17 protein-coding genes are annotated in these 22,314 nt (G+C 67.9%); 7 read left to right on the top strand and 10 right to left on the bottom strand.

Annotated elements, in window-relative coordinates:
- Nucleotide 1: 1 nt before the first annotated feature.
- Nucleotides 2-2,650, top strand: coding sequence for an autotransporter outer membrane beta-barrel domain-containing protein (locus HLG70_RS08340; protein WP_171662226.1), 2,649 nt, complete (start codon nt 2-4; stop codon nt 2,648-2,650).
- Nucleotides 2,651-2,727: 77 nt separating this feature from the next.
- On the opposite strand, the gene HLG70_RS08335 is transcribed toward HLG70_RS08340, so the two are convergent.
- The 5 genes from HLG70_RS08335 to HLG70_RS08315 all read right to left on the bottom strand — a co-directional run bounded on the left by HLG70_RS08335 (nt 2,728) and on the right by HLG70_RS08315 (nt 7,151).
- Nucleotides 2,728-3,216, bottom strand: coding sequence for a GlcG/HbpS family heme-binding protein (locus HLG70_RS08335; RefSeq protein WP_171662227.1), 489 nt, complete (start codon nt 3,214-3,216; stop codon nt 2,728-2,730).
- A gap of 113 nt (nt 3,217-3,329) precedes the next feature.
- Entirely contained in the window at nt 3,330-3,944 is a 615-nt protein-coding gene (locus tag HLG70_RS08330; RefSeq protein ID WP_171662228.1) for a response regulator transcription factor, read from the bottom strand.
- Entirely contained in the window at nt 3,941-5,380 is a 1,440-nt protein-coding gene (locus HLG70_RS08325) for a sensor histidine kinase (RefSeq protein ID WP_171662229.1), read from the bottom strand. Before HLG70_RS08325 ends, HLG70_RS08330 begins: the two co-directional genes overlap by 4 nt.
- Before the next feature lie 57 nt (nt 5,381-5,437).
- Complete coding sequence (locus HLG70_RS08320; RefSeq protein ID WP_171662230.1) at nt 5,438-6,601, bottom strand: HPP family protein; 1,164 nt, start codon at nt 6,599-6,601, stop codon at nt 5,438-5,440.
- A 97-nt stretch (nt 6,602-6,698) separates the two neighbouring features.
- The gene (locus tag HLG70_RS08315; RefSeq protein WP_419144762.1) at nt 6,699-7,151 is read right to left on the bottom strand and encodes a MarR family winged helix-turn-helix transcriptional regulator; all 453 of its coding nucleotides are present in this window, start codon (nt 7,149-7,151) and stop codon (nt 6,699-6,701) included.
- 84 nt (nt 7,152-7,235) lie between these two features.
- Between HLG70_RS08315 and HLG70_RS08310 the strand changes: the two genes are divergently transcribed.
- Nucleotides 7,236-9,023 (top strand): chloride channel protein, encoded by a 1,788-nt coding sequence (locus tag HLG70_RS08310; protein ID WP_171662231.1) that lies wholly within the window; start codon nt 7,236-7,238, stop codon nt 9,021-9,023.
- A 14-nt stretch (nt 9,024-9,037) separates the two neighbouring features.
- Here HLG70_RS08310 and HLG70_RS08305 read toward each other — a convergent pair whose 3' ends face one another.
- Nucleotides 9,038-9,946: a LysR family transcriptional regulator gene (locus HLG70_RS08305; RefSeq protein WP_171662232.1), complete on the bottom strand. Its 909-nt coding sequence runs from the start codon at nt 9,944-9,946 to the stop codon at nt 9,038-9,040.
- A gap of 115 nt (nt 9,947-10,061) precedes the next feature.
- On the opposite strand from HLG70_RS08305, the gene argC reads away from it, so the two are divergent.
- On the top strand, nt 10,062-10,994 hold the full coding sequence (gene argC / locus HLG70_RS08300; RefSeq protein ID WP_171662233.1) for an N-acetyl-gamma-glutamyl-phosphate reductase: 933 nt from the start codon (nt 10,062-10,064) through the stop codon (nt 10,992-10,994).
- Nucleotides 10,995-11,040: 46 nt separating this feature from the next.
- Here the strand turns inward: argC and HLG70_RS08295 are convergent, their stop codons facing one another.
- On the bottom strand, nt 11,041-13,122 hold the full coding sequence (locus HLG70_RS08295; RefSeq protein ID WP_171662234.1) for a TerD family protein: 2,082 nt from the start codon (nt 13,120-13,122) through the stop codon (nt 11,041-11,043).
- A gap of 157 nt (nt 13,123-13,279) precedes the next feature.
- Nucleotides 13,280-14,116 carry a TlpA disulfide reductase family protein gene (locus HLG70_RS08290; RefSeq protein WP_171662235.1) on the bottom strand — a complete coding sequence of 279 codons (837 nt, stop codon included), beginning with the start codon at nt 14,114-14,116 and terminating at the stop codon, nt 13,280-13,282.
- 180 nt (nt 14,117-14,296) lie between these two features.
- On the opposite strand from HLG70_RS08290, the gene HLG70_RS08285 reads away from it, so the two are divergent.
- From HLG70_RS08285 to HLG70_RS08270, 4 genes are all read left to right on the top strand, one after another.
- Nucleotides 14,297-15,088 (top strand): amino acid ABC transporter substrate-binding protein, encoded by a 792-nt coding sequence (locus HLG70_RS08285; protein ID WP_171662236.1) that lies wholly within the window; start codon nt 14,297-14,299, stop codon nt 15,086-15,088.
- A 131-nt stretch (nt 15,089-15,219) separates the two neighbouring features.
- Entirely contained in the window at nt 15,220-15,873 is a 654-nt protein-coding gene (locus HLG70_RS08280) for an amino acid ABC transporter permease (RefSeq protein ID WP_171662237.1), read from the top strand.
- A gap of 40 nt (nt 15,874-15,913) precedes the next feature.
- Nucleotides 15,914-16,666: an amino acid ABC transporter ATP-binding protein gene (locus HLG70_RS08275; protein ID WP_171662634.1), complete on the top strand. Its 753-nt coding sequence runs from the start codon at nt 15,914-15,916 to the stop codon at nt 16,664-16,666.
- 161 nt (nt 16,667-16,827) lie between these two features.
- The gene (locus tag HLG70_RS08270) at nt 16,828-17,745 is read left to right on the top strand and encodes a LysR substrate-binding domain-containing protein (RefSeq protein WP_171662238.1); all 918 of its coding nucleotides are present in this window, start codon (nt 16,828-16,830) and stop codon (nt 17,743-17,745) included.
- Here the strand turns inward: HLG70_RS08270 and HLG70_RS08265 are convergent.
- Nucleotides 17,678-19,225, bottom strand: coding sequence for an efflux transporter outer membrane subunit (locus HLG70_RS08265; protein ID WP_171662239.1), 1,548 nt, complete (start codon nt 19,223-19,225; stop codon nt 17,678-17,680). The two genes, HLG70_RS08270 and HLG70_RS08265, sit on opposite strands and share 68 nt — an antisense overlap.
- Nucleotide 19,226: 1 nt before the next feature.
- Entirely contained in the window at nt 19,227-22,313 is a 3,087-nt protein-coding gene (locus HLG70_RS08260) for an efflux RND transporter permease subunit (RefSeq protein WP_171662240.1), read from the bottom strand.
- Between the last annotated feature and the right edge of the window lies 1 nt (nt 22,314).

The following is a 22,314-nucleotide window of genomic DNA, read 5'->3' as shown; positions in this document are numbered from 1 at the left end:
TTTGGATGGCGAGAATGCCGGCAAGGTAAACGATAAACTGACTGGTGGTGGTGGTGGCGGTGGCGCCGCACCTGGGGGAGATGGAGGCAAGGGCGGGGAGGCTACTGGCGGCCCGCCGGGGGGGGCGGGCGGCACCTCCACAGGCGGCTACGGTATCCACGTGGTCGGCGCCAATACCCAGATCATCAATGCGGGCCGGATCAGGCCCGGGGGCGGCAAGGAGGTGGAAGTCAACATCACCAAGCAACAGGCCGTCGCCATCATGTATGAGGCAACCGCGAACAATTCCGTCCTGCGCCTGCGGGCCGGAAGCGATATCGTGGGCGCGGTCGACGCCAGGCGCTCCACCAACAACAAGCTGGTGCTGGAGGGGCCGGCGACCACGGATCCTGTCACGGGCGCCAGGATTGCATTCGATGTTTCCAAGCTGGGCGCTATTGGCACCAACGTTGCGACCACGGATTTATATCAAGGTTTCTCGTCCTTCGAGAAAACCTCGGAAGGCACTTGGGAATTGGCGAACACGCCAACCCAGGCGAGCACGCCGTGGACGATCCGGGGCGGCACCTTGGCGATACGTAGCGACCAGAGCCTGGGCAGCGTCGGCAATGCCTTGAACCTGGACGGCGGGACCCTGCAGGTCCTGGATAATGCGGCCATTTTTCGCAATATGACCGTGCGTAGCGCTGGAGGTGTACAGATCGACGAAGGCGCGCAGACGACACTCCACGGCGTCGTCGAAGGCAGCGGCGGAGTATTCAGGAAAACCGGCGCGGGGCTGTTGGTGGTGGCCGGCGATGGCAATTACCAGGGCGTTACGGTGGTGGACGAAGGAACGCTGCAAATCGGCGACGGCGGCACGAATGGAACGATCGGCCCGGGCGCCTTCGTCACCAACAGCGCGCTGGCGTTCAAGCGTGCAGACGCCGTGGCGATAGGAAACGCAATCTCCGGAACGGGCGATGTCCTGCAAGAGGGGCCTGGCCAGACCACGCTGACGGGCTTGCTGACTTACACGGGCGAGACTTACCTGAACGGCGGTTCGCTGGTCATCGACGGTACGACCCTCGGGTCGACATCGACTGCGGTTGCGGCGGTCATCGGGCGCAGCAGGAATGCAAGCCTGGAGCTGCGAAATGCGGAATTGAACGGCTGGGTAAGCAGCGACGCAAGTATGGGCGTGGACCCGTCTAGCCGCTGGAACGTGCTGACGGACGCCAGGAATCCGGCGGCCGGCAATAATCTCAGCACCGTTGGCGACTTGACGCTTGCCGGCCGCATTGATTTCGCGGCGCCCGATACGGCCGCCGGGCAGGGCGTGGGCAGAAGCGTGACGGCCAACAGCCTTGCGGGCCAGAACGGTACCGTGAAGCTGTATACCGTGCCGAAGTACGACGGGGTAAGCGATTATATTATTTTGAATAATGGCGCCACGGGCACGACAGGCTTGTCGCTGCAGATGGAGCCTGCCAAGGGCGGGGATCCCTTGAAGGGCGATGGGCTTCTGGTGGTTCAGGCAGGAAGCGCCACGGATAATGCATTTGTGCAGGAAATCGAAACGCCATTGAGCAATCGCCGGGGCGCATATGTCTATTTGCTGCAGCATGGCGGCAGGGTGGTGGGCGGCGTCCGGCAAAATCCGAATAACTGGTATTTGCGCAGCGAAGCGCGTCCGGAGGTATCCATATACTCGCAGTTGGGTAATCAGGCTTCGCGCTACGGGGAATTGAGCGTCGGCACCCTGAATGACCGGATGGGGGCGACGGAAGTGCTGGCCCGCAAGGTCTACCCGTTCGCGTGGGCGCGCACCTTGACCGAGTTTGGCCGCAATCGCGGCAGCGGCATGGGCCTGGCCGATGAGGATATCGCGACGAAGACCAAGCTGGGCGACATCCAGCTTGGCTCGGATGTATACGTGGACTTCAAGGGCTTGTCGCGACGCAGCGCCGGGGTTTTTGCATCCGCCGCGACCATGGCTACCGACGTGGATCATTATTCGGAAAGCACCAGGCAATCCAGTTTTGCCGGGCGCAGCAGGCAACTGGCCTACAGCCTGGGCGGGTACTACACGGTCCTGGATGGCAAGGGCGGTTATCTGGATCTGGTCACGCAGGCAAGCCGCTACAGCGTGAAGACAAACGCCGCCACGGCCGATCTGGAGTTGAATACCTCGGGCTGGGGCGGATTGGCGTCGGCGGAAATCGGCAAGTCGTTTGCCATTGGCGAGGACACGAGCAATCTGCGGGTGGAACCGCAGGCGCAATTGATATACCAGCGCATCAAGTATTCCGCCAGCAGCGATGCCGTGAGTTCCGTGGATCTTCCTGGCGTAAACAGTTTGACGGGCAGGCTGGGCTTGCGGTTTTCCAAAACCTGGGAGTCCGAAGCCGCGAAAGCGAGCACCGCTTGGGCGACGGTGAATCTCCTTGCCACGGCGGGGAATTCTTCAAGCGTCTACCCGACGCAAACGCAGGGGGATGTGTCGTTCGACAATAAGCTGGCGGGCCCGCGGGTTGGCTTGAAAGTCGGATACGACTGGTTTGCGAAAAAGAACACTTTCGTGAATCTTCAAAGCGGCATGGAGCAGGGCATCGGCAGCAGAAAGGCAAGCAGCTACAACATCAATGCCGGCATCAAGGTGCTGTTCTGACCTGACCCGGACGCGGCCAGGCCCGGGTCCGTGGCGTGCCGGAGCGCGATGCGCACCCGGCCGCCACCTGCCACGATTTACTTGAACATCGCGGCGTTTTCTTCCAGCACGGCATCGGCGCACTGGGCGTCCAGGTTGCCGCCCGGCGCGCCGGCCACGCCTATGGCGCCGATCACGTTGGCGCCGGCCTTGATCGGCACGCCGCCGCCCAGCAGCAGGAAGCCGGGGATGTCGGTCAGGTTGGCCGCGCCGGGGTTCTTCTGCGAATTTTCCATCATGGCCAGCGTGGGCGTCTTGGCCGACACGGCGGTGAAGGCCTTGGCGCGGCTGGCTTCGATGGTGTGCGGGCCGGCGTTGTCGCCGCGCGCGAAGGCCTTGAGCAGGCCGGCGCGGTCGACGACCGCCGCGCTGACGTTATAGCCCTTGGCCTGGCAGGCCGCGACCGTGGCGGTGGCGAGCTTTTGCGCGTCGGCCATGGACAGATTGCTTTCGTTCAGCACGGCGGCGTGGGCGGCGCCGGCGAAAGCCAGGGAGGACATCAGGGCGGCGAGCGTGATTCGGTTCATGGTCTGCATCCTTGTTGGGAACTTGCGGTAGGAGTACGCAGTGTCGCCAAAAGGCAGACTGGGCGGTATACGCCCGACTACGCGCGCGCCTCCGTAGCGTTACGGAGGCGGGTTCAGCCCAGCAGGGTCGCGTACTGCCGGATGAGCTGCGCGAGCGACTCGGCTTCCAGCTTGGCGAACACATTGGCCCGATAGGTCTCGACGGTGCGCGGGGACAGCTCGAACTCGCGTGCGATTTCCTTGTTGCTCATGCCCTGGACGATGCGTTCCAGGACTTCATGCTCGCGCCCGGACAGGCGGGCCAGGCGGTCGGTTGCCGCCTGTGTCACGGCCAGCCGCTCGCGGCTGGCGATGTGGCTGCGCACCGCGGCCTGCACCGCGTCCAGGAAGACATCGTCGTCCACCGGCTTTTGCAGGAACTCCATGGCGCCGCCCTTGAACGCGCGGCGGCAGAGGTCCACATTGGCGTGGCCGGTCAGCATGACCACCGGCAGGTCGGATTGTTCGGCCAGCCGGGACAGCACGTCCAGCCCGCTGATGCCCGGCATGCGGATGTCCAGCACCACGCAACCGATCGTGGGCTGCGTGAGGCCGGCCAGGAATGCCGTGGGATCGCCAAAGCCCGCGCTGCGCAGGCCGACGCTGCGCAGCAGCAGCGCCAGGCCGTCGCGCACCGCGTCGTCGTCGTCCACCAGGTAGACCAGCGGGGAATGATCGTTCGAATTCATGCGGAGGCTCCCGCGCGCGGCAGGCTCACGGTGAAGCAGGCGCCCGCCGGGCTGAGGTTGCGCGCGGCGATGCGGCCATCCATGGATCCGGCCAGCGTGTCGCACAACGCCAGGCCCAGCCCCATGCCTTGGGCGCGCGTGGTGTAGAACGGCGCGAACAGGCGCGGCATCGCGTCGGCGGGAATGCCGGGGCCCGTGTCGCTGACGCTGAACTGGTAGTTTCCGTCCGCCGCCCGGCCTTCCAGGGAAATCTGGCGGGGGCCGGAAACGCCGGCCAAGGCGTCCGCCGCGTTCTGAACCAGGTTGTGGAGGATCTGCTCGAGCGCGACGCGGTCGCCCAGGGGGCGGGCGCCGGGACTGGCGTTGTGCCAGGACAGCCGTATGCCTAGGCGGGCCAGTTCGGGCTCGCGCAGGAACCGCAGCGACGCAACCAGGGCGTCGGGATCCAGGGCCTCTCGCAATGTGGGCGAACTGGGCTGGACCAGCGCGCGCATGCGGCTGATGATGTCGGCGGCGCGCTTGGCCTGTTCGGAGCTGGCCAGCAGCGCGTGCCGCACGGCGGGGCGTTCCTCGTCGTCGTCGAGCAGCCGCTCGGCGGCGCGGGTGTGGGCCAGGATGGCGGTCAGGGGCTGGTTGAGCTCATGGGCGATGCCGGCGGCCATCTCGCCCAGCGTGCTGAGCCGCGCCATGGCGGCCAGGCGCACCTGTTCCTGCTGGCGCCGGGCGTCGGCGCGCGAGCGCTGCCAGGCGGCGCCGCCCGCCACCAGCAGCGCGCTGGCCAGGCCCCAGGCCAGCCATGCGGCCCACGGCCAGGTGTCCGGCGTCAGCGTGCGCGTGCTGCGCATCTGGAACGGCTGGCTTGCCGCGCCCAGCGGTTTTTGCAGCGCAAGCTTCCAGCCCAGCGCGGCGTTGTCCGGCTGCTTTTCCAGCAGGCGCAAAGGAGTCTGATCCACCGTCAGCGTCAGGTTGGCGAGGCCGGGCGGAAAGTCGGCGGCGGGCACCAGCTGGCGGGCGTCCAGCAGCAGGCTCCAGCTGGACGGGGCGACCAGCCAGTAGTGCGCGGCGTCCACGGGCAGCGTCACCGGCCGGCCGAGTTGGCGCGCGCGCTCGACGGCTGCCGGCAAACCGCGAGGTTCGGCCACGCTGCCCGCCCACGCGCCATCGGGCAGGTGGCCCAGCCCCTGCAGCTGCGGCATCGCGGGCTGCAGGCTGGGGAACAGGCGTTCGGGGGACGGCGGGTGCGACAAGGCGGCCAGCGTGGCCAGCACGGCTTCGTGCTGCACCGTCTTCTGGCTCAGCATGCGCTGGGCCACGCTGGTGCTCTGGAAAAAGCGCTCGTGCTGGTCCACGTATTCCTGCCGGCCGATCCAGGCGGCGCCAAGGCAGAACAAGACCAGCCAGCAGAAGAGGGCGCGCGTGCGCGATAGGGGATTCACGCCTGAAATTATGCCTTGCGGCAAGCGCGCACCGGAATCCGTAGGGCTACGGAGGGTTCAGGCGGCCAGCTTGTGCGGATTCGCGCCGCCGGCGGGCAGCGAATGGGCCGACACCGCCATCTGGTACAGCGCCGCGACGAGGTCGGACTGCGTCACCAGCCCCTGCAGATTGCGCGCTTCATCCAGCACCGGCACGCAATGCAGGCTGTCGGACATGGGGCGCGCCAGCTCGATCACCGGCAAGCCCGGCGTGGCGAACGGCACTTCGCTGCGCATGCAGTCGCCCACCAGCAGGTCCGGCGCCGCCTCGCTGCCGGCCGCAACCGGCGTCAGCCGGCTTTTGCGCGCCAGCACGTCGCCCTGGGCCACCATGCCGGCATAGCGCCCGGCCGAATCCAGCACGGGCAGCGCCTGCAGGCGGTGCTTGTCGAAGAGCCGGACCGCATAGTCCAGCGGGTCTTTTTCCATGACCGACACCACGTCGCGCGACATGATGTCGGCGCAGCGCACATCGCCAAAGCGGCGCACGCTGGCGCGCAGCTCGGCATCCAGCACGATGGCTTCCAGGTCTTCCTTGCTGATGTCCAGCAGTTCTCCGCGCTGGCTCAGGGCGTCGTCCAGATCGGCGCGGGAAAAACCCAGCCGGGCGCTGGGAACGGGGTCGCGCGTACTGTGGCCGGCCGCCGGTTCGGCGTGGCGGCGCGGGTAATTGCGCTTGAGCGCGCCGTTGAACACCACGGCGATGCACAGCAGGATGAGGGAGTTCAGCGCCACTGGCCACAGCGCGAAGCCATAGCCCAGGCTGGCCACGGACGGACCGCCCAGCACCGCGGTCAGCGCCACGGCGCCGCTGGGCGGATGCAGGCAGCGCAGGGAGAACATGGCGCCGATCGCCAGCGCCACCGCGACGGCGGCGGCGATGCCCGGCACGGGGATGAACTGGGCGCAGAACACGCCGATCAGCGCGGAAATGACGTTGCCCGCCATCAGCGACCAGGGCTGCGCCAGCGGGCTGGCGGGCGCCGCGAACAGCAGCACGGCGGACGCCCCCATGGGGGCGATGAACCAGGGATTGGCGGCGCCCAGCGCGTGGCGGCCCACCCATTCGGTGCAGAACAGCCCGACCAGCGCGCCCAGCACGCCATAGATTTTTTCGCGTCCGTTGACGCCCACCGGCGCCGGCGCGAACGAACCCAGCCAGCGCTTGATAGCAACACCCAAAACAGTCTCTCCTCGCGCTTCTCAAATATGTCGCGGGACGACAATTTATCACGAGGCTAATTGCTTTCGCTTATGAGCTTATGCCATTTGGAGGGGGTCACGCCGGGTCCGCGTCGCTGCCCATGCGGGCCAGCAGGCGTGTCAGCAGGGGGCGCATGCCGTGCAGCTCTTCCAGATGAGAGGCGGACAGATCTTCCAGCATGCGTTCTCCCTTGGGGGTCAGCACGACTTCGACGCGGCGTCCGTCTTCGGGGTCGGGCTCGCGGCTGACGAGGTCCAGCCGGGCCAGCCGGCCCACCAGTTCCGCGGCGGTGTGCGGCCGGATCAGCAGGCGTTCGGCGATTTCGCCTACGTACAGGCCGCGGCGTCCGGGCGTGGTCTTGCGGGTGCCTTTGATCGCAAGCAGGGCCTGATGCTGCTGCGGCATCAGGTCCAGCCCGGCGGCCGCGCTTTCGCTGAACGCCGCGAATTTGCGCAGCGCGTAGCGGAAGTCCGCAAGCAGTTCGTAGTCGGCGGGAGACAGGCTGGTGGGGGTGCTGGGTGGGTTCACCCGTCCGATTCTAATATATGTCGTGATACGATATAAATGACATTTCGCAAACGTCTTGCACACGCTCCCAACTTTCCCCCAACCATGCCTCCCACTCCTGCCTCCGCCCGCGCCGTTATCCGGCTGGGCGACTTCACCACCGACCGCCGCGTCGTCCTGCTGATGGCGCTGGCCGTCCCCGTCGGCCTGGCCAGCGTCGCGGCCGCCTGGATGCTGCTGCGCCTGATCGCCCTGTGCACCAACCTGGCCTATCACGGGCTGTTTTCCTTCGCGGACCTGCCGATCACGACCGGACGGCTGGGCCTGGGGTCCGTTGCCATCCCCGTTGCCGGCTGTCTCATCATCGGGTTGATGGCCCGCTACGGTTCCGAAAAGATACGCGGCCATGGCATCCCCGAAGCCATGGAAGCCATCCTGATCGGCCAGAGCCGCATCCAGCCCAAGGTGGCCATCCTGAAGCCAGTGTCGTCGGCGGTGTCGATCGGCACCGGCGGCCCCTTCGGCGCGGAGGGCCCCATCATCATGACGGGCGGCGCCATCGGCTCGCTGCTGGCGCAAACCATCCACCTGGACGACGGCGAGCGCAAGACGCTGCTGGTGGCTGGGGCCGCGGCCGGCATGACGGCCATCTTCGCGACGCCGCTGGCGGCGGTGCTGCTGGCGGTGGAGCTGCTGCTGTTCGAATGGAAGCCGCGCAGCTTCTTGCCGGTGGCGATGGCCGCGCTGGTGGCGGCCGCCACGCGCGCGTTCGTGCTGGAGCCGGGCCCCATCTTTGCCTACTCTGGCGCGCTTGCCTTCACGCCCTGGCACCTGCTGGCGTGCGCCGCGGTCGGCGTGCTGGCGGGGCTGGGGTCGGGCGTGCTGACCTCGCTGGTGTACACGGCCGAGGACCTGTTCGAAAAGCTGCCTTTCCATTGGATGTGGTGGCCGGCCATCGGCGGCCTGGCCATCGGCATCGGCGGGCTGATCGAGCCCGCCGCGCTGGGGGTGGGCTACGACAACATCCGGCATCTGCTGGCGGGCGACCTGGCCTTCCAGGCGGTGCTGGTGCTGCTGGTGGTCAAGGTGGCCATCTGGTCCATCGCCCTGGGGTCGGGCACGTCCGGCGGCGTGCTGGCGCCCTTGCTGATCTTCGGCGGCGCACTCGGCGCGCTGGCCTCGCCCTTGCTGCCGCAGGCGGATCCGGGCTTCTGGGCCTTGCTGGGCATGGCCGCGATGATGGGGGGCACGATGCGGGCGCCGCTGACGGCGACCCTGTTCGCGGTGGAACTGACGGGCAATATCGGCGCGCTGCTGCCGGTGCTGTCGGCCTGCGTGTTTGCCTATGGCGTTACGGTGCTGCTGCTCAAGCGCTCCATCCTGACGGAGAAGATCGCGCGGCGCGGCCACCACATCAGCCGCGAGTACCGGGTGGACCCCTTCGATCTGCTGCGCGTGGCCGACGTGATGACCACGCCTGTGCAGACCTTGCCCGACACGCTGACGGTGGCGCAGGCGATCGAGCATTTCACGACCGCGCAGCCGGTCCACACCAGTTATCCCGTGCTGGACGGCCAGGGCGTCGTGGTGGGCGAAGTGACGCGGGCCGACAGCCTGGCCTGGGCGCTGGACAGCGAACAGGATGAACGGACCCTGGCCGAAGCGCTGGCCGGGCGCGAGCTGGTGCATGGCTATCCGGAGGAATTGGCCAGCCAGATCGCGGACCGCATGGCCTTGTCGGGCGCGGGCAGGGTGCCGATCGTGGACCGCGCGAGCGGCCGCCTGCTGGGCATCGTGGGCCGCAAGGACTTGTTCCGGTCCCGCGCGCGGCGGCTGCGCGAGGAAAGCCAGCGCACGGCGTTCTTTCGCCGCGCGCCGTCTACGCGCGCGTGATGCCGATAGAGCGGCTAGGACGCGGTGGCGCGGCCCCCGCCAGCGGCCCGTAATTCCCACAAGACATCCAGCACGTGCTGGGTGGCGCGCTCGACCTGCCCGGCGCGATGCGCGATGCCCAAGGGGCGCCACAGCGCGGGCCGCACCGGCCGCATGATGACGCGCGGATCGGGTTGCGGCGCGGTGGCCTCGTGCGGCAGCAGGGTGGCGCCATAGCCCGCGGCCACCAGGCTCTTGATCGCGTCGTTGTAATTGAGCTGGATGCGGGCGCGCGGATTCAGCCCGGCGGCCGCGAACCATTCGCCCGTCAGGCGCGACAGCCGGGTGCTGGCGTCGTTCAGGATCAGCGGCCGTTCGGCCAGCCAGGCAGGGGTGATGCGCGCGGGCACTTGCCAGCCGGCGGGCAGGAAGGCCATCACCGGATCGCGGCGCCAGGGGCGCAGCACCAGGCCGTCGAGAGGGGGCTGGGGCAGGGCCACCAGGCCCACGTCCAGCGATCCGTCCGCCAGCCGCAACAGGGTTTCCTGGGAAGTCAGCACCGCCACCTGCACGTCGATGCCGGGATGGTCGCGGCCGAGTGTCTCAAGCGCTTGCGGCAGCAGATGCGCGATGGCTCCGGTGGACGCGCCCAGCCGTACCCGGCCGGCCAGGCCCTGCACCTGGCGCTGCACATCGTCCAGGGCCTGATCGGCCTCGGCGAGCAGCCGGCGGGCGCGTTCCAGCAGGGTTTCGCCGATGGCGGTGGGCCGGACCTGGCCGCGCTTGCGGGTCAGCAGCGGGGCGCCGACGCGGGACTCCAGGTCCGCCACATGCAGGCTGACCGTGGGCGGCGCCAGGTGCAAGGCGCGCGCGGCGTCCGCGAACGACCCCAGGTCGGCGATGGCCACCAGGGTGCGCAGTCGGTCCAGGCTGATCTCTCGCATGGGTACGCTCGTTCATAAAAACTGAATTGAACGGTCATGATATTCGACTTTTCTTATCTGGCGTCCGGATCGAAGATGAGTGCCTTCCCCCCCAAAAACCTAGGCGGACAGCGTCATGACCCAACCCCTTGTATTTATCGACGGCGACCAGGGCACCACCGGCCTGCAGATCCATGAACGGCTCAACGGGCGCGGCGACTTGCGGCTGCTGACGTTGCCCGAGGCCGACCGCAAGAACCCGCAGCACCGCGCCGAGGCGATCAATGCCTGCGATGTCGCGATCCTGTGCCTGCCGGATGAGCCGGCGCGGCAGGCGGCGGCTTCCGTCGTCAATCCCAAGGTCCGCATCATCGACGCCAGTTCCGCCCACCGCACGGATGCGGGCTGGGTGTATGGCTTTCCCGAGATGGACGCCGGCCAGGCCGAACGGATTGCCCAGGCCCTGCGAGTCAGCAACCCCGGCTGCTATCCCACCGGCGCAATCGCCTTGCTGCGGCCCTTGGTTCAGGCAGGCCTGGTGCCGGCGGACTATCCGGCGGTCGTGCATGCGGTGTCCGGCTATTCGGGCGGTGGCCGCGCCAGCGTGGACGCCTATGAGGGCGCGGGCGGCGCGCAGGGCCCGGCATTCCAGCTGTATGGCCTGGGCCTGGCCCACAAGCACACGCCGGAGATCGAGCGGCATGCCGGCCTGACGCAGCGCCCGGTCTTCGTGCCGGCGTATGGCGCGTTCCGCCAGGGCATCGTCCTGACCGTGCCCCTGCACTTGCGCCTGCTGCCGGCGGGCGTGGGCAGCCAGCAGTTGCATGATTGCCTGGCCCGGCATTACGCCGGCGCGGCCCATGTGCAGGTGGTGGCGCGCGAGGAGGCGGCGGCGCACACGCATCTGGATCCGCAGGCGCTCAACGGGACCAACGATCTGCGCCTGGGCGTCTATGGCAACGAACAGCACGGACAGGTGCTGCTGACGGCGGTGTTCGACAACCTGGGCAAGGGCGCGTCCGGCGCGGCGGTGCAAAACCTGGACCTGATGCTGGCCGCGATGGGCTGAGCCTGGGCGGCGGGCCGCCAATAGGCAGCCCGCCCGGGGCATGGCGTCAGAGAAACTCGGCGCGGATGCGGTCGGTGTCGAACGGCGTGATGCCCGAGTCCAGGGCGAAGACGGTCCGCGCCGCGTCGGCGCTGCCGACAAGCCGGCCTCGCGCCTGGGCATGCAAGGTGAACAGCGTGTGCAGATCCGTCTGCGGGCGGGCAAGCATGGCGCGCAGCATGAGGGACACGCCGGAGAGGTTGTTGGCCACATTGTTCAGGCGCGGCTGCGCGTGCAAGGCCACGTCCATCCAGCGCACGCGCCGGTCCTGCAGGTCCAGCGCCAGGGGCAGGCAGATCAGCGTGTCGGAGGCCAGATCCACGCGGTCCACCACGGCGCGCGGCTCGAAGGGTTCGCCGGAGTTGGCGTCCTCGCGGGCCATCCAGCCCGCGAAGCACTCGGGCAGTTCGCAATACGGCTGCTGGGTGTAGCTGTTCAGCACCATGACTACGAAGCGGACACCGCGAGCCTGCAGGCGCGCCAGGTCCAGGTCGATGAACTCCGCCGCACCCTGGGGCGCATCGACGATGTCGCCGCTGTGATACCCACCATAGCTTTGCAGGCGGTAGTAGGTGAGGGCGTCGATGAAGCCGAAATCCGGGCCGAACATGGCGGCCGACAGATCCACATCGGCGCGTCCGCTGCCGTTCTTCCACCACAGGAACAGGCGCACGAACGCCGCGTCCGGCATGGGCATGCTGCTGCCGCGCGCCAGCGTGCGCAGGCTGCGCGATGCGGAACGCTGGGCAAAGGGCGCGGCATGTTCGCGCAGCGCCGGGTCGACATAGCAGTCGCCCAGCGGCGCCAGCGCGGCAAAGCGCGTCAGCAAGGCGGTCTTGCAGGCCTGGGCCACGGCGTCGGCGCAGCCGGCGGGCAGTGGCGAGCGCGCGTCTTTCGTCGCGTACACCTTGGCCACGTCGCCCTTGGGGTAGAAGGCGCGCAGGGGCGTGGGCGCGTCGCGGTGGCTGGCATGGGTGTAGAGCTGCAGCAGCACCGGCGTGGACACCTTGCCGGCGGCGCGGGCAAAGCCGGCCAGCACGGGCGCCGGGTCGGCGGCGCCGCGCAGCAGGTGGTCCAGCCGCCGGGCGAATTCGCCGGGGCGGCCTTCCAGCTCGCGGGCAGCCTCTTCGATCTGGCCGGCCTGCAACAGGGCTTCGATGCGGCTGTTGAAGGTGGGCGCGGGCTTGCCGCTGCGCAGCAGGGCAAAGGCGGCGGCGGTGCGCGGAAAGCGCTGGGCGAACTCGCCCGGATGCAGGGTTTCGCCCAGCCGCTTCCAGCGTTCGCCCCAGCGCTGCATGTCTTCGGCGGCGTTGGGGTGGCGTTCGATCAGGCCCAGCAGCAGCTTGCGGCGCGCGCGGGACAGGGATTTGAAGCGGGTGGGTTTGGCCAGCGAGGCGTCGCCGCCCGCCAGCGCCACGGCCACGCGCAGCACGTCGGTGGCGGTGTCCAGGCGGTCTTCCAGGAACGCTACGGCGGCGGGTCCGGGCGCATGTAGCAGCAGGTTCGCAGCCAGGTGCGCCAGGTTTTCCTTGAAGGGAATCTCGGCCGGCATCAGGCGGTAAATGTCGTCGCGGTACTGCTTCACGAACCAGGCCAGGTCGTCGCGGTCTTCCTCGGACAGCGCGGTCCGGGCGGCGGCCAGCTGCGTGAAGATGGCCTCGAATCCGGCGGTGTCGCCCAGCTCGATGATCTGCGGGTTGCGGCCATGGAGCAGCGGTGTGCGCTCGGTGTTTTCGCCGGGCATGCGGCGCAGGGTCAGGTAATGATGGACGGCGTCCAGATAGCGCTGCGCGTCGTCGAGCCCCTGCACCTGTTGCGGAAAATCCGGATACAGCGGACGGTGCGCGCGATGCGCGCCCGTCAGGTGGCGAAATTCCTTGAGCAGCTTGCGCGCGGCATGGGTGACCTGGGCCAGGGGCCAGGCGGCCAGCTTTGCTATCACTTCGTCCGACAGCACGAAGCCCAACGCTTCGGCCTGCGCCTGCACGGCTGCCAGGTCGATGGCGCTGACGGGCTGGCCGCCGGTGTCGTCCGTGGCGGGCTGGTCCAGCAACAGGCGGCCGCGCCGCCGCAGATAGATAGGATTCATATCGCCGATGCCAATGAAAACGCCTGCCGATGGCAGGCGCGGTGCGGAGAGCGGGGACCCTAGGTTATCTAGGGTTAGAAGGAAGGACCCCCATAGCCACGGGCAGGAGAATACCTGCCGCAGACGGGTCGGGCAAGCCGGGGAGCGAAATCCGCCCCTATTTGCCGACTGGTGTCGCCCGTACCGCTTCCAGGCGCTGGGCCAGCGTGGCCGCGGACAATTCGCCCACGCGCAGGTCGACCAGGCGTCCGCCGGCATCCAGGAACAGGGTGGCCGGCAAGCCCCGATTGCTCATCTTGCGCGATGCTTCGCTTGCCGGGTCGCGCAGGACGTTCTGCAGACCCGGCGCATGTTCGTCCAGATACCGCCGGATTTCGGGGGCCGCTTCGCCCTGGTTCAGGAAGACAAAGTTCACATCCGGATTCGCGGCCTGCGCGCCGGCGAAGGCCGGCATCTCGCGGCGGCACGGCGGGCACCAGCTTGCCCACAGGTTGATCACGGTAGGCTTGCCGTGGAAGGCCGCCAGCGTGGATGGCGCGCCATCCAGTTGTTCCAGCGACAAGGTGGCCAGCGCCGGCGGCGCCACGCTGGAGGGAGCCAGCAAGCGCCCGCCGCCGAACCAGGCCAGGCTGGCCAGGAGCAGGGCGCCCAGCACCGCCGGCCGGGGCGCGGCGCGCCGGACCATGGCGCCCAGGCCGTAGATCCAGGCGGCGGCAAGTCCCAACATGCCCGACCAGCCGCCATCGCGCAGGTCCAGGAACTTGACGGGATCTTCCATGAAATGGTCCCGGTATTGCCAGACAAAGCCCAGCCGGGCCACGACCAGCCCCGCGATCAGGGCGCGCCACAGCACGGTCGAAATGTCCGCCGGGCGGGTCGGGCCGGGCCGGCGATCCAGCAGGCGTCCCGCCAGCAGCCCGATGGCGGCGGCCGCGATCAGCACCGCGAGTTCCGTGGGAAATACGAGGGGGCCCAGGCGTATGGCAGGGGTCATGCGGCATCCATGCGGAAAGGGGCCCCAGCCTAGCATGCCGCGCCTGTCCGGCAGGCGGACGCGCGGCTCGGGCGGCGGCCTGGCCGGCACTTCCTGGCGGGGACGCTAAAATAGCGGCTCGCGGCTTATTGTCGAGCCTTCCCGGCCTTCTTCATTCCTGCGCCAGGCGCACCCATAACGATGAAAAAACTGACTGCTGTTCTTCTTGTGTCCGCAACCACGCTGCTCACGGCTTGCGGTCCCAGCGACAACGCGCCCGCCGCTGGCGCCCAGGCGCCGGCCGCCGCCAAGAAGGTCGTCGTCGGCCTGGACGACAATTTCCCGCCCATGGGCTTTCGCGACGCCAGCAACCAGATCGTCGGTTTCGACATCGACATGGCCAAGGAAGCCAGCAAGCGCCTGGGCATGGAAGTCGAATTCAAGCCGATCGACTGGAGCGCCAAGGAGGCCGAACTCAACGGCAAGCGCGTGGACGTCCTGTGGAACGGCCTGACCATCACCGAAGAGCGCAAGAAGAACATCAGCTTCACCGCGCCCTACATGGCCAACCACCAGATCATCATCGTCGGCAACGCGTCGCCCGTTAAGGTCAAGAACGACCTGGCCGGCAAGATCGTCGGCGCGCAGGACGGCAGCAGCGCCACCGACGCCATCGCCCGCGACCCGGTTGCCGCCCAGATCAAGGAAGTGAAGAAGTTCGGCGATAACGTCACCGCCCTGATGGACCTGGCCGCTGGCCGCCTGGACGCCATCGTCGTCGACGAAGTGGTCGGCCGCTACCTGATCAGCAAGCGCGCGGGCGAATACCGCGTGCTGGAAGAGAACTTCGGCACGGAAGACTACGGCGTGGGCGTGCGCAAGGACGACACCGAACTGCTGGGCAAGCTGGACAAGACGCTGGATTCGATGAAGCAGGACGGCACCGCCGGCCGCATCGCCACCCAGTGGTTCGGCGCCAACATCATCAAGTAAGCGGCAAGCGCGTCCGCGGCCTGCCGGCCGGGGCGCCTTGACCTGTTGCAGTCCCGCAGCCCGCCGCGCGCCACCAGGCCAGGCGGGCTTGCCCATGATTCCCTCTTGCCCGCGCGGCCCGAACCCACTGCATGGACTACGTACTCTCCCTATTGGGACCATTGGCGCAAGGCGCGAAAGTGACCTTGACGCTGTTCTTCATCACGCTGGCGCTGGCCGTGCCGCTGGGGCTGGTGCTGGCCCTGGTGCGGATTTCCAAGTGGCGGCTGCTGAGCCGGCTGGTCAATGGCTATATCTGGCTGATGCGCGGCACGCCGCTAATGCTCCAGATGCTGTTCATCTACTTCGCGCTGCCGTTCGTGCCCGTGATCGGGGTGCGGCTGCCCGATTTTCCGGCCGCCGTGGTGGCGTTTGCCCTGAATTACGCGGCGTACTTTGCCGAGATCTTCCGGGCCGGTATCCAGTCGGTGGACCGGGGCCAGTACGAAGGCAGCAAGGTGCTGGGCATGACCTATCTGCAGACGCTGCGCCGCATCGTGCTGCCGCAGATGGTGCAGCGCGTGCTCCCGCCCATGAGCAACGAGACCATCACGCTGGTCAAGGACACCTCGCTCATCTACGTGCTGGCGCTCAACGACATCCTGCGCACGGCGCGCGGCATCGTGCAGCGCGATTTCACGACCACGCCTTTCCTGGTCGCCGCCGCCTTCTATCTCCTCATGACGCTGGTTCTGACGTGGTTCTTCCAGCACATGGAAAAGCGCTATGCCAAATATGACCAGTAATTCCTTGCCCGGCCAGCCGGGGCAGGCCTCCCGTCCCGTCATGATCGAAGCCCGCAACATCATCAAGTCCTTCGGCGCGAACCGCGTGCTGGACGAGGTGTCGCTGACCCTGGGCCAGGGCGAGGTGGTGGCGGTGATCGGTCCGTCGGGCTCGGGCAAGAGCACCTTCCTGCGCTGCCTGAACCATCTGGAGACCATCGACGAGGGCAGCATCGAGGTCGAAGGCGAAGCCATGGCCACCGCGGTCCCGGGCGGGCGCAGCCAGTACGCCAGCGACGCCGACGTGCGCCGCATCTGCCGCAAGATGGGCATGGTGTTCCAGTCGTTCAACCTGTTCCCGCACATGACCGTGCTGCAGAACATCATTGAAGCGCCCGTCACCGTCAAGGGCATGTCGCGCGCCGCGATCATTCCCAAGGCCGAAGAGCTGCTGCGCAAGGTCGGCCTGCTCAACAAGCGCGACAACTATCCCACGCGCCTGTCGGGCGGCCAGAAGCAGCGCGTGGCCATCGCGCGCGCATTGGCGATGGAACCCGACATCATGCTGTTCGACGAGCCCACCTCGGCGCTGGACCCGGAACTGACCGGGGAAGTCCTGCGCACCATGAAGCAGCTGGCCGACGAACGCATGACGATGCTGGTGGTCACCCATGAAATGGGCTTTGCGCGTGAAGTGGCGCACCGGGTCATTTTCATGGACGAGGGCCGTATCGTCGAAGAAGCGCCCTCGGCCGACTTCTTCCGCGCGCCCCAGCAGGCGCGCAGCCGTGAATTCCTGGCGCACATGCTCTGATCTCGGCCCCGCAATACGAAAGCCCGCTGCCAGCGGGCTTTTTTACATTTAGATTGTCTATCCTTGAAGTTCATGGCTGTCCGAGGTTGGCCGGGGTATATTGGCGAACTTGCGGGTTTTCACGAAAACAAGAAGTTAGATTTTCTAAATCAAGGAATGCCATGGGAGCCGTGCTGCCCCTGCTTGCTTTGCGAGCCTTCACCGAGACCGGCCGCCTGGGCAGCCTGAAAGCGGCGGCCGAGGCGCTGGGCGTCACGCCCGGCGCCGTCAGCCAGCAGATTCGCCTGCTTGAAGACCGGCTGGGCGTGACGCTCTTTGTCCGCGAACGCCATGGGGTGCGCCTGACGCCTGCCGGAGCCAGCGCCTATCCGGGTCTGCTGCGCGCCTTCGACCAGATCGAAGAGTCGATGTCGCTGCTGGAGTCCCACACCGCGCAGCGGACCCTCACCATCAGCACCGTTCCTTCGTTCGCCTCGTCCTGGCTGGTGCCGCGCATAGGCCGCTTCTCGGCCCTGTATCCGGATATCGAGGTCCGGGTGGAGGCGTCGTCCCACCTGGTGGACTTCAAGCGCGACCGGATCGACGTGGCGCTGCGCCATGGCCTGGGGCATTACCCGGGGTTGTCGACCTTCCGCCTGATGACGCCGGTGCTGTTGCCCGTGGCCAACCCGGCCTTGCTGGCCCGAGGTCCCCGCATCACGAGCCCGGAGGACTGCCTGAAGTATCCGCTGCTGCAGGATTCCGACCGCGCCGACTGGGCGCTGTGGCTGCAGGCGCACGGCGTGGAGGCGGGGCCGGATGCCGAGCGCGGCTCCAGCTTCGAGGACGACCTGCTGCTGTTGCGCGCCGCCGGCACGGGGCAGGGCATCGCCTTGGTGCAGGACACCCACGCGCGCGAAGACATTGATTCGGGCAAGCTGGCGATCGCGCTGGACCGGCCTTGGCCAGCGCGGTTCGCGTACTACATCGTCAGCCGGCCGGACGCACTCGACCGGCCCGAAGTGCAGGCTTTCATCGACTGGGTGAAGGCCGAGGCGGCGGATGCGTCGATGGCGTCGCCGCTGTTGGTGGTGAGTTGAGGGCGATGGCGGGCAGGGGCGTGTCCCAGCCGCCGCCCAAGGCGCGGATCAGGCGCACGGTGGTCCGGGCCTGATCTCCATCCAGCCTGGCGCTGGCCAGTTGTTGCTCCAGCACGGTCCGTTGCGCATCGATGACGTCCAGCTGGGTGTGGGTGCCGGTCTCGTATTGCAGGCGGGACAGCTCGGCTGAACGTTCCGCCGCTTGCCTGGCGCTGTCTTGAGCGGCTTGCTGGGCCGCCATGAAGCGCAGATGCGCAAGATTGTCCTCGACCTCCCTGAAGGCATTGAGCAGCGTTTCGCGGTAGCGCGCCGCTTCTTCGGCATAGACCGCGTGCGCCGCGTCCAGCTCGGCCTGGCGCCTGCCTCCATCCAGGATGGGCAGGGATAGCGCCGTGCCCAGGAACGGTCCCAGCAGGAAGGTCCGGCTGGACCATTGGAACAGCTGGCTCAGGTCGGACGACTCGAAACCCGCGGCGCCGGTCAGTTCCAGCCTCGGAAAGAAGGCGGCCTTGGCCGCTCCGATGCGTGCGTTGGCCGCGGCCATCGCGCGTTCGGCCGCGGCGATGTCTGGCCGGCGCTCCAGCAAGGCCGAGGGCAGGCCGGGCGGAATGCTGAGTGTGATGCGCGCCAGCGGTCGAGGCGGCAGGGCGAAGTCGGCGGGCGCCTTGCCCAGCAGGATCGCCAGCGCGTGCTCCGCGCTGGCGCGGCGGCGTTGTGCGCCGATGGCGTCGGCCCGCGCGGTTTCCAGCTCTGCGCTGGCGCGCACGACATCCAGCTCGCCTGCGGCGCCGGCGTCAAAGCGTCCGCGGCTTAACTGATACCCGCGCTCGCGCAGCGCCAGCGCGTGCCGATAGACGCCGTGCTCGGCGTCCAGTTCGCGGATCAGGAAGTAAGTGTCCGCCACGTCGGCCTGCAAGGCCAGCAGGGTCAGGCGATACAGCGCGCCACTGCGGGCCAGGTCGGCCGAAGCCGCGCCGACCGTCGAGGCCACGCGGCCGAACAGATCGGCCTCATACGCCACCGAACCCTCGGCCCGCCACAAGGTCGAATGCGCGGCCGGCCCGTTGTCGCCCTGGCCCTGCGAGGCAGGGGACTCCCGTTGGCGGGTCGGTCCGAACCCGGCATCCAGGCGCGGAAACAGCGCCGAGCGCGCCTGTCTGTGGTGGGCGCGGGATTGCTGCAGACGCGCATAGGCCGCGTGCAACGTCGGGTTGGCGTCTTGCGCGGCGGCTTGCAGGGTATTGAGCGTGGGGTCCTGGAACAGCGTCCACCAGGCGCCGCGCAGCGCATCGTCGGAGGGCTCGGCGGTCTTCCATGCGGCAGCGGGCTCCGGCATGGCGTGCTTGTAGGCGGTCGGGATCGGGCCGGCTTCGGGCGCGTAGGGCGGGCGCATCGAGCAGCCGGCCAGTGCCAGGGACAGCAATGCCAGGACCAGGCGCGCATCGCGGCGCAGGGAAGGGAAGTTCAAAGCGTATGTCATGTCAGGGGCTTTTGGGTAGGGCGGGGGCCTGGCTGGCGCTGCCGCCGGCGTCGGCGGGGGCGGCCTGGGCGGCAAGGTTGCGCCCGAATCGGGCATAGACGGCGGGCAGGACAAACAGCGTGAACAGCGTGCCGACGAGCAGGCCGGCCACGAGCACGGAGGCGATGGCGCGCTGGCTGCCGGCGCCGGCGCCGCTGGCGAACAGCAGCGGAATCAGGCCGCCCACCATCGCGGCCGTCGTCATGAGGATGGGACGGATGCGCGTCGCGGCCGCGGCGCGTACGGCCTGGACACGATCCAGCCCCCGCGTGCGCTGCTCGACGTTGGCGAACTCCACGATCAGGATGCCGTGCTTGGTGATAAGCCCTATCAGGGTGACCAGTCCGATCTGGGTGTAGATGTTGAGCGTGCCAAAGCCGAAGAACATGGCCGCCAGCGCGCCGCAGGCGGCAAGCGGAACCGTGGTCAGGATCAGCAGCGGATCCCGCGCGCTTTCGAACTGCGCGGCCAGCACCAGGAAGATGAAGACCAGCGCAAAAGCGAAGGTCACGGCAAAGCCGCCTTGCTCTTGCAGGTACTGCCGCGATTCGCCCAGGAAGCTGGTCTGGAACCCGGCGGGCAACTGCTCGGACTGGGCTTGCAGGAATGCCACGGCCTGGCCCAGCGGGACGCCGGGCGCCGGAATGGCCACCAGCGTGGCGCTGTTCAATTGGTTGAACTGCGTGAGTGCGTTGGCCTCCACGCCTTTCTCCAGCGAGACCACGGTGGATAGCGGCACCTGCCCGCCGGTGGCGGTCCGGACATGGAACAGATCCAGGGATTCGGCGGTAAGGCGCAGGCTGCGAGGCGCCTGCGGGATCACGTCGTAGGATCGGCCCTGTGCGCCGAAGCGGTTGACGTAGGACTCGCCGACCAGGCGCGCCAGGGTGTCGCCGATCTCTTTCATGCTGAGGCCCAGATCATGCGCCTTGGAGCGGTCGATCCGGACCAGCGTGGTCGGGTTGCTGAAGGTCAGGTCGGAATCGACGAACGCGAATTGTCCGCTGGCGCGCGCGGCGGCCTTCAGCTGCTCCATCGCGTCGTGGACTACCCGGTGGCCGGCGGCGGAAGAGACCACGAACTGCACCGGGAAGCCGCCTACCGACCCGGGCAGGGGCGCGGGCAGGAAGGCCGAGGCGGCGATGCCCTCGATGCCGGGCAAGGTGGCCTGCAGGTCGGCCATGACCATGTCGGCGCTGCGCTGCCGGCTGTCCCACGGGCTTAGCATCACGCCTGCCCAGCCTTTGTTCAGGGCTCCTCCCACGCCGGACACCATGTAGACCGTGCCGGCCTCCGGCAGCGCCAGGAGCGCCGCCTCGACCCGCCTGGCTTCGGCTTCCAGGAATTCCAGGCTGCCGGCCTGCGGGCCCTTCATGTCGACAATGATCTCGCCCTGGTCTTCGGCCGGCACCAGTTCGGACTGCAGGCCATTGAACAGGATGGGCAGGCTGGCAAGCACGCCCGCGCCGACCAGCAGGACGAGCCGCGTGTCTTGCAGCAGGCGGCCCAGCGCGCGGTCGTAGGCGCCGGTCAACCTGGCCGTGACGCGCTCCACCGCGAGAGCGTAGCGGCCTGGAGCCTCCCGCCGCAACAGCCTGGAGGCCATCATGGGCGACACGGTCAGCGCCACCACCGCGGAAACGACGACCGCGGCGGCCAGCGTGAAGGCGAATTCGCTGAACAGCGCGCCAGTGAGGCCGCCGATCAGGCCCAGCGGGGCGTAGACGGCGACCAGTGTGGCTGCCATGGTCAGGACGGGGCCGACGATCTCGCGGGCGCCGTTGATGGCGGCGTCCAGGGGAGATTCGCCTTCTTCCATGCGCCGGTGGACGTTCTCCACCACGACGATCGCATCGTCCACCACCAGGCCGATCGCCAGCACCATGGCCAGCAGGGTCAGCAGGTTCAAGCTGAACCCCAGCGCCAGCATGGCCGCGGCGGCGCCCAGCAGAGACAGCGGAATGCTCAGGGCCGGGACGGCGACCGCGCGCAGCGATCCGAGGAAGATGAAGATCACCAGGACGACCTCCAGGCTGGCGATGCCAAACTTGCTGAGCACGTTGCCGATCGCGGCGTCGATGAACACCGTGACGTCGTACGGAATCGCCATCTTGGCGCCGTCCGGCAAGTCCAGCCCCGCGAGGATCGCGCGGACTTCCCGGGATATCGTCAGCGGGTTGCCCCCCGGCGTCGCCATGACCTCCAGGTACACGGCGGGTTCGCCATTCATGCCGGCGATCTGGTCGCGGCTTTGCGCGCCGATCTCGACGGTGGCGATGTCTTCCATTCTCACCAGGGTCGCGCCGCGCTTGACGACCAGTTCCCGGAAGCCCTGGACGCTGTCCAGGCTGGTGTCCGCCCGCACGTTGGTCACCACCATCGCGTCGCGCAATTGACCGGGAGCGGCCTGGTAGTTGTTGTCCCTGATGGCGGATTCGACGTCCGCCGCCGTGATGCCGTGGGCGCCCATGCGCAGCGGATCGAGCCAGATGCGCATCGACAGCGCCTGACCGCCCAGGACGTTCACCGCCGCCACGCCGTCGACGGTGGTCAGCATCGGCCGGGCTACGCGCAACAGGTAATCCGTGATGCCGGTCAGCGTCTGGCCGGGCGGCGCGGTGAATCCGGCGTAGACCACTCCGATGGCGCCGGGAGACTGGCGCACCACCACGGGATCGTAGGCATCTTCGGGCAGCAGGTAACGCACCTCATTGACCTTGGCCAGCACCTCCGTCAAAGCGGTGTCGGAATTGGCGTTCAGGCGCAGGTAGGCGCTGATGGTGCTGCGGCCTTGTTCGGAAGAGGAAGTGAGGTATTCCACTCCTTGCGTGGTGGCGACGGCTTGCGCCAGCGTGGTGGTCACAAAGCCCTGCATCAGGTCCGCGGAGGCGCCTGGGTACTCGGTGGTGACGGTGACCACCGCGCTTTCGATGCGGGGATACTGGCGCAGCGGCAAGTCCAGCAACGCGCGCGCGCCGATCAGCGCGATCAGCAGGGCAAAGGCGATGGTCAGGACGGGACGGCGAATAAAGAAATCGGTAAATGACATG

Source organism: Achromobacter deleyi (genome assembly GCF_013116765.2).
GTDB classification, from domain to species: Bacteria; Pseudomonadota; Gammaproteobacteria; order Burkholderiales; family Burkholderiaceae_B; genus Achromobacter; species Achromobacter deleyi_A.
The sequence above is the reverse complement of the archived record's forward strand: the minus strand, read 5'-3'. Positions and strand labels throughout refer to the sequence as shown.